The organism is Acidisoma cellulosilyticum, assembly GCF_020621385.1.
Lineage (GTDB): Bacteria > Pseudomonadota > Alphaproteobacteria > Acetobacterales > Acetobacteraceae > Acidisoma > Acidisoma cellulosilyticum.
Window position 1 is genome coordinate 50851 of record NZ_JAESVA010000001.1, and the last position, 13763, is coordinate 64613.

Genomic DNA, 13763 nt, shown 5'->3' on the forward strand with positions numbered 1-13763 from the left:
TCGGCAAGACACCCGCTGACCGATCGGTCAGCGGTAGCGCATTTGGTGCGGCGCGTCGAGGTGGGAAGCCCCCGCCCGTCACATGACCTCAAATTGTTGTACGAAAAGGGCTGGCCTAAGCGACGGCAGGATCGGCCTCAGGAGCCGGATCGGGCGCCGCTTGGGTGCCTTGGGGCGCATGGCCGCGCAGGAAGCCAGCCAGACGGCGGAAGGCAGTATTGCGCGGATCGCGCGACCGCCAGACGAGCCCGATGGTCCGGCCCGGCAAGGTTGGTGCCTGACCTTCACCCATTTCGATCGCCTCCACCGGCCTGATTGCGGCAAGCCCATCCAGGTCGGGCCGGTCCTTGACCGACAGAGCCGGCAGGAGCGCAAACCCCTCCCCGGCCGCGATCATATGCCGCAGCATTTCCAGGCTGCTGGCAAATCGGCCCGCGCGTCGCGGATGGGAACCACAGAGCGCGACCGCCTGATCACGCAGGCAATGCCCTTCCTCCAGCAGCAAAAAATCCTCTCCACGCAGGTCTTCGACGGTGATGCGGTTGAGATGCGCGATGGGATGGCTTTCCGGCGCCACGATCTGGAAAGGCTCGAAAAACAGCGCTTCCGTTGACAGACCCGCCATCGGCTCGGGCAGCGCGATCAGCACAAGGTCCAGGCTATTCGCCTGCAGCCGGTCCAGAATCTGATCGGTCATCCCCTCCTCCAACCGCAGTGCCAGAGCCGGGAAGGCGCCGCGCAGGGATTGCAGGACCAAGGGCAGATAATAGGGCCCGAGCGTCGGGATGACACCAAGGCGCAGCGGGCCAGCCAGCGGATCGCCGTGAGACCTTGCGACATCGAACAGGCCTCGCGCTTCCCGCAGGACAGCGCGCGCCTGACGCAGGATCGCCGCTCCCTCCACAGTGACTTCCACACTTTTCCGCGATCTCTCAAACAGCGTGACGCGCAAAACTGCTTCCAGCTTGCGGATCTGTTCGCTCAGCGCCGGCTGGCTGACCCCGCAGCGCTCCGCCGCTTTGCCAAAATGTCTCAAATCCGCGACCGCAATCGCGTATTCTAAATCGCGCAGGGACAGGCCCGCGAAGCCCCACTCGCTCATGCAATCCCCGCCAAGAAACTGACCATAGGAACAGCCTATCGATTTCTTAGGAAGAATCAATTTCACCGATCGACCTGAGGCGCCTAGACAGGCTGTCACGAGGCAACATCCAAAAGAGGTTCTTATGCCCGACGATATTTCCCGTCCGACCTTGACGAGCACGGCCGGCACGCCCGTTCCGGACAATCAGAACAGCATCACGGCCGGGCCGCGCGGCCCCCTTCTGCTTCAGGATTATCTGCTGCTTGAAAAGCTCGCGCATCAGAATCGCGAGCGCATCCCCGAGCGCGTGGTCCATGCCAAGGGGTCCGGCGCTTTCGGCACCTTCACGGTGACGCATGACATCACGAAATACACCAAGGCCTCCATCTTCTCCGAAATCGGCAAGACGACGGATATGCTGCTGCGCTTCTCAACCGTCGCCGGCGAGCGCGGTGCGGCCGATGCCGAGCGCGACGTGCGCGGCTATGCGCTGAAATTCTACACCGATCAGGGCAATTGGGATGTCGTCGGCAATAACACGCCGGTCTTCTTCATCCGCGACCCGGTGAAGTTCCCCGATTTCATCCATACCCAGAAGCGCCATCCGCGCACCAATATGCGCTCGCCGACCGCGATGTGGGATTACTGGTCGCTGAGCCCGGAAAGCCTGCATCAGGTGACGATCCTGATGAGCGATCGCGGCCTGCCGACCGACTACCGCCATGTCAACGGCTATGGCAGCCACACCTATAGCTTCTGGAACGATGCCGGTGAACGCTACTGGGTGAAATTCCACTTCAAGACGCGCCAGGGCCACAAACACTGGACCAATGAAGAGGCCAATCACGTCATCGCCAATGACCGCGAAAGCTCGCAGCGTGATCTTTACGAAGCGATCGAGCGCGGCGATTTCCCGAAATGGGATTTCAAAGTTCAGATCATGCCCGAAGCCGACGCGGAAAAGACATCCTACAATCCCTTCGACCTGACCAAGGTCTGGCCGCATGGCGAGTATCCGCTGATCGATGTCGGCGTCTTCGAGCTCAACCGCAATCCCGACCACTATTTCGCGGAAATTGAGCAGGCATCCTTCTCGCCGTCGAACATCGTGCCGGGTATCAGCTTCTCACCAGATAAGGTGCTGCAAAGCCGCATTTTCTCCTATGCGGACGCGCACCGCTATCGCGTCGGCACGCATTACGAGGCGCTGCCGGTGAACAAGCCGAAGACCGCCGTGCACACCTATCATGCGGATGGGTCCATGCGCTTCGACGCGCCGAAGGGCACGGACGCTTATTACGAACCGAACTCCTTCGACGGCCCTGTCGAAGACCATAGCGCGAAGGAGCCGCCGCTGCGTATCGACGGCAATGCCGACCGCTACAATCACCGCGACGGCAATGACGACTATACCCAGCCGGGCAATCTCTACCGGATGTTTAGCCCTGAGCAGAAGCAGCGGTTCTTCGACAATATCGCCGGGGCCATGCAGGGCGTGCCGCGTCACATCATCGACCGGCAGTTGGAGCATTTCCGCCGGGCCGACCCGAGTTGGGCGGTGGGCGTGGAAGCATCGATCCGCCGTATCCACACGCCGCCGGCCTCCGCGCCGACAACGGCCGCCGCCGCCGACTGACTTTCATGAACGGGTAGATCCGCGCACTTGTTGCGCGTATCTACCCGGTTTCATCGCGACTAAATCAAGCCAGCGTCACATCAAGAAGATCAGCCCGCGACTTGGCGAGCGGACGCGCCAGCGTATCGGCATAGGCCGCACGGATCTTGGTGATGACGGGCCGCTTGAGATTGGCAAGATGAGCTGGTTTGTCCAGCCAACGTTCGATCTGCACCAATCCGTTCGGATTATTGACGCTCTTGTAAAGATCGAAGGAGATATTGCCCTTTGCCTGACGGAAGGTCGGCAGCAGCGGCGTCACCCTTTCCAGCAGCGTATCGCGCATACCCGGCTTCACCAGGATTTCGACCAGAACATTCGCCGTTGTCTGCGCATTGTCCGGCACAGCCCAGAAGGCGCCGGTCCCCGTGGAACCGGGCTGCAAGAACTCATGCCCGATCGCGCCGCTGAGATCAGTCTTCGCTGCCGCATGCATGGCAAGCAGCGCCGGCTGTTTGATATGGACCGCATAGGCTGCCGCATTCTGCCACTGCTCGAAGACAAAAAGCGTGTTCGGGCTGCCGATCTTCTGGAAAATATTGAAACCGATATTGCCGGGCGCTGATCGCGCATCCATCGCATTGGCGCGCAGAGCGATGAGGAAATGCGCCATCGCCTGCGGCTTGACCTGCAACCTAGCCAAATTTTCGAAAATGCCGCTTTGGGGCAAAGCCTGCGCCGATGCGGGGGTGCTGAAGGCAGAGCCCGCACCAACGGCCAAACCGCCCAAGGCAGCAACTTGAAAAAGATTTCGGCGGGATAGGACGAAGGAGGACATGGCAATTCCATTCAATACAACGGCGCCTGAAAGCGGGCGCGCTGCCTCCGTCATCGCCCGTGTAAAATTACCGATCGCAGACCTTGCCATTAAAGAAGATCAACATTGCCGGCCGACAATGTCGCAATTCGGCCGTTTCTTTTGTCGCAATCGAAAGCGATGCCGATGCCTTAACGTTGTTCACGCAATTTCCTGCTTGAACCGGGTTGCACCGATCAGCGCAGGGCATGCGCCATGCGCAACCGTGAAATGCAGTCGTCGCATTTTTGCCGGCCACTGCCCGGCGGCGCCAAGGGGTAGAAATTTGTCACGAAACTCTTCCGAATAGCGCCGGCTTGCTGTTTATGCTCAGCCGGCAATGACACAGACATCCCAGCCTGTCCCTGACAACCCCGGCGGCACCCGCGCCCAGCATATCGCCATGGGCGCACTGGCGCTCGGCTTGCTGTTGCTCGGCGCTTTTACGCTGCGCAATTTCCTCAGCGCCCTCGCCTGGGCATCGATCTTCGCCATTGCCCTCTGGCCGCTCTATGTTCGCGCCATCGCCCGTTTCGGGACGGGCCGGCATAATATTCTGCTGCCCCTCGCCTTCACCCTGGGCATCGCGCTGATTTTCGTGGCCCCCGTCGGGCTTGTCGGGCTTCAGCTTGCCAAGCAGGCGCAATCCGCCAGCGACTGGGTGCATGACGCCCAGGCCAACGGGATCACGGAACCCGCGATCATCCAAAGCCTGCCTTTCGACCATACGCAGATCGACGATTGGTGGCAGACCACGCTCGGCAATCCCGGCGGCGCGCAGAAACTCGTCAGACAGACGGCCGGCGGCCATGTCGCCCATGTCAGCCGCCTGGTCGGCGAAGCGCTGCTTCATCGCCTCAGCGACTTCATCTTCACGCTGGTCACGCTGTTCTTCCTGTTCCGTGAAGGCGTGACGCTGACGCGGCAACTGCGCCATGGCGCGCTGCGTGCCTTCGGGCTGACCGGCGAGCGTATCGGCCAGCAGATCATCGCCTCCATCCACGGCACCGTGAACGGGCTCGTTCTCGTCGGCCTCGCGGAAGGTCTTGTGTTGGGTGTCGTCTATTGGATCGCCGGTGTGCCCCAGGCGACGGTCTTCGGCATGATCACCGCGATCGCCGCCATGGTGCCCTTCGCCGCCACGGCCGTCTTCGCCGTCATCGCTTTATTGCTGCTCGCCCAGGGCGCGATCGGCTGGGCGATCGGCGTCGTCTGCGTGGGGGTGCTGGTGACTTTCGTGGCCGACCATTTCATTCGTCCGGTGCTGATCGGCGGCACGACGAAGCTGCCCTTCCTGTGGGTTTTGCTTGGCATCCTGGGCGGGATCGAGGCCTGGGGCATCATCGGCCTGTTCCTCGGCCCCGCCATCATGGCCGCCCTGATTCTGCTCTGGCGCGAATGGGTCGGCGAAGGCCCGGTGTGAGCCATCGCCGCGCCTTGAACCTCAGCCCAGAGCCGGGTGGCGCTTATGCCAGTCGGTCGCCTGCTGATAGGCCTCTGCCGCCTGCAGCAAGACAGGCTCGGCACAATGGCCGGCCACGAACTGGAAGGCGACCGGCATCCCCTCCTCCGTAAAGCCACCCGGAAGGGTGATGGTCGGGTGGCCCGTCATATCGAAGGGACAGGTGAAGCCGAGCAGGCTGTTCATCAGCGCGTCATCCGTGCCGAGCGACCCCATTTTAGCCAGCGTCGGCGCGGCGAAGCCCATCGCAGGGATCAACAACAGATCGAGCGGTGCCATCACCGCATTGACGCGCCCGCGCAAATCCTCGCGGTTCAGCACGATCCGCTGATAGTCGAGGCCGGAGATGCTGCGCCCAAGGTCGATCAGGCCCTTCAGCGCCGGCCCGTATTCCGCGCTGCGCGCCGGATAGGTTGCGGTATGGGCAACCGCGACTTCGGCCCCGCAGAGCGGAAACCAATCCTGCACCGCCTGGGAGATATCAGGGAAGGTGACGTCCACAATCTCGGCGCCAAGCGATTTCATGACGGCGAGCGCGGCTTCCGCGACAGTCCGCGTCTTGGCATCGGCCGATTCCGCGATCCAGGCAGCGGGATAGCCGATGCGCAGGCCCTGCGCGCCGCCTTCCAAAGCCGCCATGTAATCCGGCACCGGCGCCTGTAAGGCAGTCGGATCCTTGGGGTCAGCCCCCGCAATCGCCGCCAGCATGGCCGCCGCGTCGCGCGCGCTACGCGTCATCGGCCCGACATGATCGAGCGTCGCCGCCAATTCGAACACGCCGTAGCGGCTGACCCGGCCCCAACTCGGCTTCAGCCCCGTCAACCCTTGGGCAGCCGAGGGGAAGCGGATGGAGCCGCCGGTGTCCGATCCCAGCGAGCCGTAGCAAAGCCCCGCCGCCGTCGCGACGCCTGACCCGCTGGAGGAAGCGCCCGGCCAATAGGCCGCATTCCAGGGGTTCTTGGGCGGGGTGATGCTGGGGTGATGATCGGCATAGGCGCTTTCCGTCAGCTGCAGCTTGCCGAGAATAACGGCACCGGCTGCCTGCAAGCGGTCCACAACCGTTGCATCTTCATCCGGCTTGAAATCAGCATAGATGGTCATGCCGGCGGCGGTCGGCACGCCCTTCATCCAGCAGAGGTCCTTCACCGCGATCGGCGCACCATGCAGCGGCCCGCGGATCTTCCCCGCCGCAATCTCGGCGTCGGCCTGCGCGGCCTGGGCCAAGGCAATCTCAGGCAGCACAAGGGCATAGGCGCCAAGCTTGCCGTCCAGTGCCACGATCCGCTCCAGCATCGCTTCCGTCACCGCGACGGAGGTAATGTCCTGCGACTGGATACGTTTCGCGACTTCGGTCAAATCGAGATAGGCAAGATCGCCCTGCGCCATTGTCGGCCTCATTCCTGATTGTGCTGGTCTGGCCTTGCAGGAGCCGGGCCAATCATCGGCTTCTGTTAGAACCGATCCGGGCGATAGGCCGTGGGATCGGTCACAGGTTCGTGACCGGTCATCATGGCCGCCAGCATCCGGCCCGTGGTGGGGCCAAGGGTCAGTCCCTGGTGACCGTGGCCGAAACCGAACCAAAGCCCTGGCTGGCGCGGCGCTGGCCCGATGATAGGCAGCATGTCCGGCGTGCAGGGGCGCGCGCCCATCCAGATTTCAGAGTCGATCCGCTGACCCAGAGCCGGCATCAATTTATGCGCGAGCGGCTCGACCTTCGCCAATTGCACGGGCGTCGGCGGGCCGTCGCGGTCGGCGAATTCCGCCCCGGTCGTCAGGCGAATGCCCTGGTTCATCGGCACCAGCATATAGCCGTTCGCGGCATCCAAAACCGGGTGATTAAGGACGGCATTGCCATCGGGGCGATAATGCATGTGATAGCCGCGCTTGACGAAAACCGGCGGGTCATAGCCGAGCGGCTTGGTGACGATCGGCGACCAGGCACCCAGCGCGACCACGGCCTCCCTGGCACTGATTTTTGTCTCGTCACCCGTCACCGCCCAGCCCGCGCCAGCACGCGTCAATGTGCGCGCATCGCCATAGGCAAAGCGTCCGCCGAGCTTTTCGAACAATGCGAGATAGGCGCGTGTCAGCGCGACAGGCTCCAAGACCGCGACCGGGTCCGTCCATTGCACGCCACCGGCCAGACCCGAGCGCAGATGGGGCTCGGCCGCGCTCAAAGCCGCGCCATCCAGCGCGCGGAAGCCCACGCCGAATTCCCGGCGTGAATCCTCGGCGGTCTTCAAAAATCCTGCGAGCGACTGCGGGGTTTCGCAGGCAATGGTCCAGCCGCCGTCACGCAGCAGGCTCTCGGCCCCGGCTTCCGCCGCCAATTCCCGGTGATCATCGACGCAATGGGCGATCAACCGCGCGTAGTCGCGGGCAATGGCGCGGTAACGGCTGGGCTCGGAATGATGCCAATATTGCGCGAAGGGCCGCAGCAGGCGCGGCAGCATGCTCAGGTGATATCGCGCCTCAGTCTTGCTGTTGAAGGCGTAGCTGAGGAGTTCGCGAAAATCCCGCGGGAAGTGATGCGGGAAGACCGCTTCCCGCTGGATGATGCCGGCATTGCCGAAGGACGTGCCCTCACCCGCCGGCCGGCGATCGAACAGGATCGTCTGGCGACCCAGGCGTTGCAAATGCACCGCGATGGAAACGCCGACGATGCCGGCGCCCAGCACCACGACATCCGCTTGCATATCCGCTGCCATCACCACACCCGCCCTGCCTGATCCGTTTCAAGCGTTGCATGGGTGTAATCGCGGGATCAACCCTGGTTATTCTCCACGAACCAAGGGGCGAGCCGGGAATAGAGGGCGCGAAACTGCTTATAGCCATGAGCATAGACATCCGCATGACCCGGGTTGGGCGTGATGACCTCGCCATAGCGCACCAGCCGGCTGGCGCCGGACCAGTCATCCGTGGCACCCGCGCCGATGGCCGCGACCCAGGCGGCACCAAGGCAAGAGCCGGGATGGCCTTCCAGCCGCTGCACCGGCATCTGGATGATGTCGGCCACGATCTGCATCCAGACCGTGCTGCGGGATCCGCCATCGGAAACCAGCAGCCTGCGCACGGGATAGCCTAATTCGCGGAAAACTTCGAGGTGATGCAGGAAGGCATAGCCCACACCTTCCAGCGCCGCGCGCCACAGATGGCCGACGGTATGGTTGAGGCTGAGGCCTGAGATGGTGCCGCGTGCCAGCGGGTCCTGCACCGGGCTTTTCTCCCCCAGGAAATAGGGAAGAACAAAGACGCCTTCGCTACCCGGCGCGATCTCGGCCGCCAGACTGTCCAGAAAACCATGGGGGTTGCAATGGCCAGCGGCCGCGCCTGACGCGAAACCGTTGACGATCCAATTGAGCATGGAGCCGGTGGCCGCCATGCAGCCATTGGGCATGAAACGGCCGGGAATGACGTGGCGATCGAGAAAAATCCGACGATCGGGCACAGCGTCATCAACAGCGATCAGCACGTCACCCGCGCCACCGAATTTCAACAACACGTCGCCCTCAGCGATGACACCGGCGGCATAGGCGGAGGCGACGTGATCGGCTGTGCCGGCGACAACGGGCAGGCCTTCGGGCAATCCCGTCTCAGCCGCCGCTTCCGCCGATACATGACCGATGACAGCCTGGCTTTCGGCAATCGCCGGCAGCACCTCGGCCGCAATACCACCGAGGGCGACGAGATCAACTGCGATCTGGCCGTCCGCCAGATCGACGAAGCCGGCTTCCAGCGCCCAGTTATGTTCCAGGCGGCGCGCGCCCGTCAGCTTCCAATTGATGAAGTCATAGGAGCCGAACAGCGTCGCGATCCGCGCGAAAGCATCGGGCTCATGCTTTTCCAGCCAGCGCAGCTTCGTCGCGACGATCTGCTGCGTGACGCCATTGCCGGTACGGCGCAGGAAGGATGCGTTGTCGACCTCCGCTATCAGCGCGTCGACTTCCGCCGTCGCACGCCCGTCGCTTTGCTGAATGCTGCGGCGGATGATCTCGCCTTCCGCATCCAGCATGACCATGGCCGGCACCATGCCCGCGACGCCGATACCAACCAGCGACCCGGCGAGTGCGGGCTCCACCGCCAGCAACTCGCGGATGACCGCGCAGGTATTGCGCCACCACTGATCGGGATCCTCCTCCGCCCAGCCCGGGTGGAGCGACAGCAGCTCCACCGGACGCGAGACGACAGACACAATCCGTCCGGGCAGATCGATCAGAATGCCGATCGTGGACGTCGTGCCGATATCGATGCCGATGACAGCAGGCATGGGACGATAGCCTTCAAGCGCTATCCCATCAGGCAGGTTCGCCTGACGGGACGATTTGCGGTCGTTCTAAAAAGCTTCAGCCCAGCTTCAGCGGAGCGTTTCGACCTTGGCCATGAAGGCCTTCACGCGCGCGGGATCGACGGCATTCCAGGTATGGCCGTCAATCTTGAAATGCGTGCCGACGACGCATCCATCCGCCACACTGAAAATATCGGTGACATTGCCGCTATTGACGCCGGTATTGGCGAAGACCGGAACATCGGTGATGGCTTCCGTCACCGCGCTGAGTTCGGACTGATCGGTCGCCTGGCCGGTAATGGGGCCGGAGACGAGAATGGCATCAGCGAGCGCGGAGAAGACCGCGCTTTTCGCGCGCAGCGCCAGCGGGCGCGTGTCGAGCGAGGCCGCGAATTCGGCATTGATATTGAACAGCAGTTTCAGATCGCGGACATCCAGATTGCGCCGCGCCTTCAGCGCCTCATCACAGGCAGGAACCCAGAGGCCCATGTCGGAGGCATAGACGCCGGTGAAGATCTCACGCACGAATTTGGCACCCGTCGCGGCGGCCAGACCGACGCTCGCGACCGGATCCCACAGATAATTCACGCCGAAGGGGACTTCGATTTTGTGCTTGAGGGTCGAGATGACGGCGCTCATGGCAGCGACCGAACTGTTCGGCGCCTTCAGCGAATAGGGCCGGTCATTCTCATTGCCGAACATGACGGCATCGACGCCGCCCGCCTGCAGATGTTCCAGATCGGCGGCCGCGCCCTCGATCAGCTTGCGCATGCCGCCCTTCTCGTCATAGAGCGGCGTACCGGGCAGAGCCCCGATATGAACCATGCCGATGACGACTTTCTTTTTGCCGTCAAAGAAATCGAACATGGGTTTTTCTCCTTGGATTGTACGATGATGGCTGCGCGTGTGATCGCAGCCTTTGATTGTTTTAGGCGGCCTCGGCATCGGCCTGGGCCAGGATGATCTCAACCCCGGCCGCACGTGCCGCCGCGTCAATCTCCGGCGGCAGCGGCGCGTCGGTCACGATGCTATGGAGCGCATCGAAACCGCAGATGCGCACGAAGGAACGCTTGCCGAATTTGCTGCTGTCACACAGCGCCGTCACAATTTTGGACTGCTGCATGAAGATGGTCTTCGTCTCGGTATCCTCGGGCGAATAATCGTAGACGCCGTTTTCATCAATGCCGCAGATGCCAAGAAAAAACCGGTCCAACCAATGGCCCGATAACTGTTGCCGGGTGATACTGCCGCACATCGACCCTTCGCGCGGACGCAGGCGCCCGCCGAGGAGATAGACTTCAGGGATGATGGGTTGCGGCATGGCCAGGATTGTCTGCAAGCTATTGGTGACAATCTCCAAAGCCTGACGGTCTGCGAGTTCCGCGGCGAGATAGGCGGCCGTTGACCCCGCATCCAGGCCGATCGCCTGATAGGGCAGGATCAGACCCGCGGCGGCAGAGGCAATGCGCCGTTTCGCGTCGGGGTTGATCTGCGCCCGCGCGGCATAGGATGGCTCGGTCTGAATGACGGCGGCGGCCGACGCCAGCACCGGCACCGCGCCGCCGTGGGAGCGCTGCACAAGCCCGTCCCGCTCCAAGGCTTCCAGATCGCGCCGCACCGTCATGTCGGAAATGCCGATTTCCTTCGCGACCTCGGCGACCGAGACGAAGCCACGCTCGGCGATCAAGCGATGCAGCGCCAAGCGCCGGGCACCCGCGGGTGCGGCCGGCACCACAAGGTCCGATCCCTCGGGCAAGGGCTGTTCCAGGCTGGCTTTCTTCATCATGCTCAAACTCTAACCACGAGATTGCACGCACACAAGGCAAACGAACAAAAATCCACAAAATTGTGTTTGAAAATGTTTGACTGCCTCCAGGGTGCTGTTATGGTTTCGTCACATACCAGGCTTGAGGATGGCATCGGCTATGACCACAATCGTGAGTGACCTCGCGGGGAAAACCGCCCTCATCACCGGCGGCGCCACCGGCATCGGCCGCGCCATCGCCACGAGCCTTGCTGCCCACGGCATGCGGATTGCGATCGCCGATATCGACTTGGCTGCCGCAAAGGCGGCCGCTGAAACGATTGCGGCGGATGCGATTGCCCTTCAGATGGATGTGACGAAGCGGGAGAGTGTCGATGCAGCATTCGCAACCGCGGTGGAGGCGCTCGGCCAAATCGACCGGGTCGTCGCCAATGCCGGCGTCTCCAATATGAAAGCCGCGCTGGAACTGACGGACGCCGATTGGAACTTCAATTTCGACGTCAATGCGCGCGGCGTGTTTCTGACCAATCAGGCCGCCTGCAAGCATTTTCTGGATGCCGGCATCAAGGGCGCGATCTGCAATACGGCCTCCCTGGCCGCGAAAGTCGGCGCGCCGCTGCTGGCGCATTATTCCGCTAGCAAATTCGCCGTCGTCGGCTGGACGCAGTCCCTCGCGCGCGAAATGGCCAAGCATGGCATTCGCGTCAACGCGGTCTGCCCCGGCTTCGTGCGCACCGGCATGCAGTCCCGCGAAATCGTCTGGGAAGCCGAGCTGCGCGACATGACGCCGCAGGCCGTGTTTGACGAATATGTCTCGCTGACACCGCTCGGCCGTATCGAAGAGCCGGAAGACGTCGCCAAGGTCGTCACCTTTCTGCTGTCGGATGGCGCCGGCTTCATGACCGGCCAGGCCGTGAACGTGACCGGCGGCGTCTATATGACCTGACACCCGTTAGCCCCGCGGGCTGAGTTTCCACCCGCTCGGACTTTGTCTGCAACCTGTTGATCTCTGGAGAACATCATGGCGACGCGGCATTGGCTTATGGCCCTAGCGGCCGGTATTGGGATGGGTGGCGCACTCGGCGCCTCCCCCCGCGCATTGGCGGCGGATGACGGCGGCACGCTGACCATTTCCGACGCGCAGTTCCTGTGGACCTGCGGTTTCAGCCCCTATAATTCATCCTCGAACTTCCTGGCAGTCGGGCCGGTTTACGAAACCCTGATGTTCGTGAACACGCTGCAGAGTGCCAAGACGACGCCCTGGCTTGCGACCGATTATAGCTGGAGCGCGGATAAGAAGGTTCTAACCTTCACCATGCGCCATGGCGTGAAATTCACCGACGGCACGGATCTGACTCCGTCGGACGTCGTCTTCACCTTCAACATGCTCAAGAAATATCCGGCGCTCGACCTCAATACCATCTGGTCGCAGCTGACCAGCGTGGCGCAGAGCGGTGACGACAAGGTTGTCTTTACCTTCAAGATCCCGGCCGTGCCCTATTTCTACTATGTCGCCGATCAGGTCGGCATTGTGCCCGAACATATCTGGAGCAAGGTCAAGGACCCGACCACCTTCGTCGACGCGACGCCGATCGGCACCGGCCCCTACACGATCAGCCGCTGCACGCCGCAGGATGTCAGCTACACGCGCAATCCGAATTACTGGCAGCCCGGCCTGCCCAAGATCGCGCATATCGAATACCCGGCCTTCACCACCAACCCGCCCGCGAACCAGGTTCTGGCGACCGGACAGGCGCAGTGGGGCGGCCAGTTCATTCCGAATATCAAGACCGAATACATGTCCAAGGACAAAGACAATCACTACTGGTATCCGCCGGTCGTGAATGTCGCGATGTTCATCAACCAGACCAATCCGATCCTGAAGGATGTCGCGGTCCGTAAAGCGCTGGTCTATGCTTTGGACAAGAAACGCATCGCCATGATCGGCGAATATGGTTATGAGCCCCCGGCCAATCAGGCCGGCATCGTGACGCCGACTTTCGAAAGCTGGTTGGACAAGAAGCAGCTGGCAGAGGCCGGCTATACATACGACCCCAAGAAGGCGATCGCGATCCTGGAACAGGCCGGCTACAAGCGCGGCGATGACGGGATGTTCTCGACCGCCGACGGCAAGCCGCTGGCCTTCACCATCATCAACCAGAGCGCCTATACCGATTGGGTCGCGGCCCTGCAGGTGGCAGCGCAACAATTGAAGGCGGTCGGTATCAAGCTGACCATCTCCAACCTCGCCGGCACCGACTATAATGCGAAGCTGTTCAACGGGCAGTATGACCTCGCCTATGCCTATGAGGCCGGTGGCCCGACGCCCTATTACGAATTCCGCCAATGGCTGTACAGCCCGGGCTCCGCGCCCATCGGCCAGGCCGCAACGACGAACTGGGAACGCTATTCCAACAAGGATACCGATGCCCTGATCGACAATTATGCGGAATCGACCGACCCCGCCACGCAGCAGGCGATCGTCACCAAACTGCAGAAAGTGCTGCTGGATGACGTGCCGCTGATCCCCATTACCGAACAGGTCGATTGGGACCAGTATTCCACTAAGCAATTCGTGGGCTGGCCGACGCCGCAGGACCCCTATGCCCAGCCTTTGGCCGGTTATACCTTCCCGGACTGGGGCGTGATCGTGCTGCATCTGCACGAGAAGTAAGCGCTCGCCTCGCCCCGGTCGC

The 13763-nt window shown here is 62.3% G+C and carries 11 protein-coding genes; 4 read left to right on the forward strand and 7 right to left on the reverse strand.

Annotation, left to right across the window (positions count from 1 at the left end; genetic code table 11):
• Positions 1–115: 115 nt before the first annotated feature.
• Entirely contained in the window at positions 116–1102 is a 987-nt protein-coding gene (locus ACELLULO517_RS00240; RefSeq protein WP_227304462.1) for a LysR substrate-binding domain-containing protein, read from the reverse strand.
• Between the two features lie 124 nt (positions 1103–1226).
• On the opposite strand from ACELLULO517_RS00240, the gene ACELLULO517_RS00245 reads away from it, so the two are divergent.
• Positions 1227–2720: a catalase gene (locus tag ACELLULO517_RS00245; protein ID WP_227304465.1), complete on the forward strand. Its 1494-nt coding sequence runs from the start codon at positions 1227–1229 to the stop codon at positions 2718–2720.
• A gap of 64 nt (positions 2721–2784) precedes the next feature.
• Here ACELLULO517_RS00245 and ACELLULO517_RS00250 read toward each other — a convergent pair whose 3' ends face one another.
• A complete protein-coding gene (locus ACELLULO517_RS00250) occupies positions 2785–3537 on the reverse strand; it encodes a putative quinol monooxygenase (RefSeq protein ID WP_227304468.1) in 753 nt (250 codons plus the stop codon).
• 358 nt (positions 3538–3895) lie between these two features.
• On the opposite strand from ACELLULO517_RS00250, the gene ACELLULO517_RS00255 reads away from it, so the two are divergent.
• Positions 3896–4978 carry an AI-2E family transporter gene (locus ACELLULO517_RS00255; protein ID WP_227304471.1) on the forward strand — a complete coding sequence of 361 codons (1083 nt, stop codon included), beginning with the start codon at positions 3896–3898 and terminating at the stop codon, positions 4976–4978.
• Between the two features lie 21 nt (positions 4979–4999).
• Here ACELLULO517_RS00255 and ACELLULO517_RS00260 read toward each other — a convergent pair whose 3' ends face one another.
• The 5 genes from ACELLULO517_RS00260 to ACELLULO517_RS00280 all read right to left on the reverse strand — a co-directional run bounded on the left by ACELLULO517_RS00260 (position 5000) and on the right by ACELLULO517_RS00280 (position 11088).
• Positions 5000–6415 (reverse strand): amidase, encoded by a 1416-nt coding sequence (locus ACELLULO517_RS00260; RefSeq protein WP_227304474.1) that lies wholly within the window; start codon positions 6413–6415, stop codon positions 5000–5002.
• Positions 6416–6468: 53 nt separating this feature from the next.
• Positions 6469–7725: an NAD(P)/FAD-dependent oxidoreductase gene (locus ACELLULO517_RS00265; protein WP_227304477.1), complete on the reverse strand. Its 1257-nt coding sequence runs from the start codon at positions 7723–7725 to the stop codon at positions 6469–6471.
• Between the two features lie 56 nt (positions 7726–7781).
• Entirely contained in the window at positions 7782–9284 is a 1503-nt protein-coding gene (locus ACELLULO517_RS00270) for an FGGY-family carbohydrate kinase (RefSeq protein WP_227304480.1), read from the reverse strand.
• Positions 9285–9371: 87 nt separating this feature from the next.
• Positions 9372–10169, reverse strand: coding sequence for a BtpA/SgcQ family protein (locus ACELLULO517_RS00275; protein ID WP_227304483.1), 798 nt, complete (start codon positions 10167–10169; stop codon positions 9372–9374).
• 61 nt (positions 10170–10230) lie between these two features.
• A complete protein-coding gene (locus ACELLULO517_RS00280; protein ID WP_227304486.1) occupies positions 10231–11088 on the reverse strand; it encodes a DeoR/GlpR family DNA-binding transcription regulator in 858 nt (285 codons plus the stop codon).
• A 139-nt stretch (positions 11089–11227) separates the two neighbouring features.
• Here ACELLULO517_RS00280 and ACELLULO517_RS00285 point away from each other — a divergent pair, with 139 nt between their 5' ends.
• Together ACELLULO517_RS00285 and ACELLULO517_RS00290 are read left to right on the forward strand one after the other, a co-directional pair.
• The gene (locus ACELLULO517_RS00285) at positions 11228–12013 is read left to right on the forward strand and encodes an SDR family NAD(P)-dependent oxidoreductase (RefSeq protein WP_227304489.1); all 786 of its coding nucleotides are present in this window, start codon (positions 11228–11230) and stop codon (positions 12011–12013) included.
• A gap of 75 nt (positions 12014–12088) precedes the next feature.
• On the forward strand, positions 12089–13741 hold the full coding sequence (locus ACELLULO517_RS00290) for an ABC transporter substrate-binding protein (protein WP_227304492.1): 1653 nt from the start codon (positions 12089–12091) through the stop codon (positions 13739–13741).
• Positions 13742–13763: the final 22 nt, after the last annotated feature.

Excerpts from the sequence above, each read along its gene's own strand:
- ACELLULO517_RS00270 (WP_227304480.1), bottom strand. The coding sequence starts at position 9,284 with ATGCCTGCTGTCATCGGCATCGATATCGGCACGACGTCCACGATCGGC.
- ACELLULO517_RS00250 (WP_227304468.1), bottom strand. The coding sequence starts at position 3,537 with ATGTCCTCCTTCGTCCTATCCCGCCGAAATCTTTTTCAAGTTGCTGCC.
- ACELLULO517_RS00255 (WP_227304471.1), top strand. The coding sequence starts at position 3,896 with ATGACACAGACATCCCAGCCTGTCCCTGACAACCCCGGCGGCACCCGC.
- ACELLULO517_RS00240 (WP_227304462.1), bottom strand. The coding sequence starts at position 1,102 with ATGAGCGAGTGGGGCTTCGCGGGCCTGTCCCTGCGCGATTTAGAATAC.
- ACELLULO517_RS00275 (WP_227304483.1), bottom strand. The coding sequence starts at position 10,169 with ATGTTCGATTTCTTTGACGGCAAAAAGAAAGTCGTCATCGGCATGGTT.
- ACELLULO517_RS00290 (WP_227304492.1), top strand. The coding sequence starts at position 12,089 with ATGGCGACGCGGCATTGGCTTATGGCCCTAGCGGCCGGTATTGGGATG.
- ACELLULO517_RS00245 (WP_227304465.1), top strand. The coding sequence starts at position 1,227 with ATGCCCGACGATATTTCCCGTCCGACCTTGACGAGCACGGCCGGCACG.
- ACELLULO517_RS00285 (WP_227304489.1), top strand. The coding sequence starts at position 11,228 with ATGACCACAATCGTGAGTGACCTCGCGGGGAAAACCGCCCTCATCACC.
- ACELLULO517_RS00280 (WP_227304486.1), bottom strand. The coding sequence starts at position 11,088 with ATGATGAAGAAAGCCAGCCTGGAACAGCCCTTGCCCGAGGGATCGGAC.
- ACELLULO517_RS00260 (WP_227304474.1), bottom strand. The coding sequence starts at position 6,415 with ATGAGGCCGACAATGGCGCAGGGCGATCTTGCCTATCTCGATTTGACC.
- ACELLULO517_RS00265 (WP_227304477.1), bottom strand. The coding sequence starts at position 7,725 with ATGGCAGCGGATATGCAAGCGGATGTCGTGGTGCTGGGCGCCGGCATC.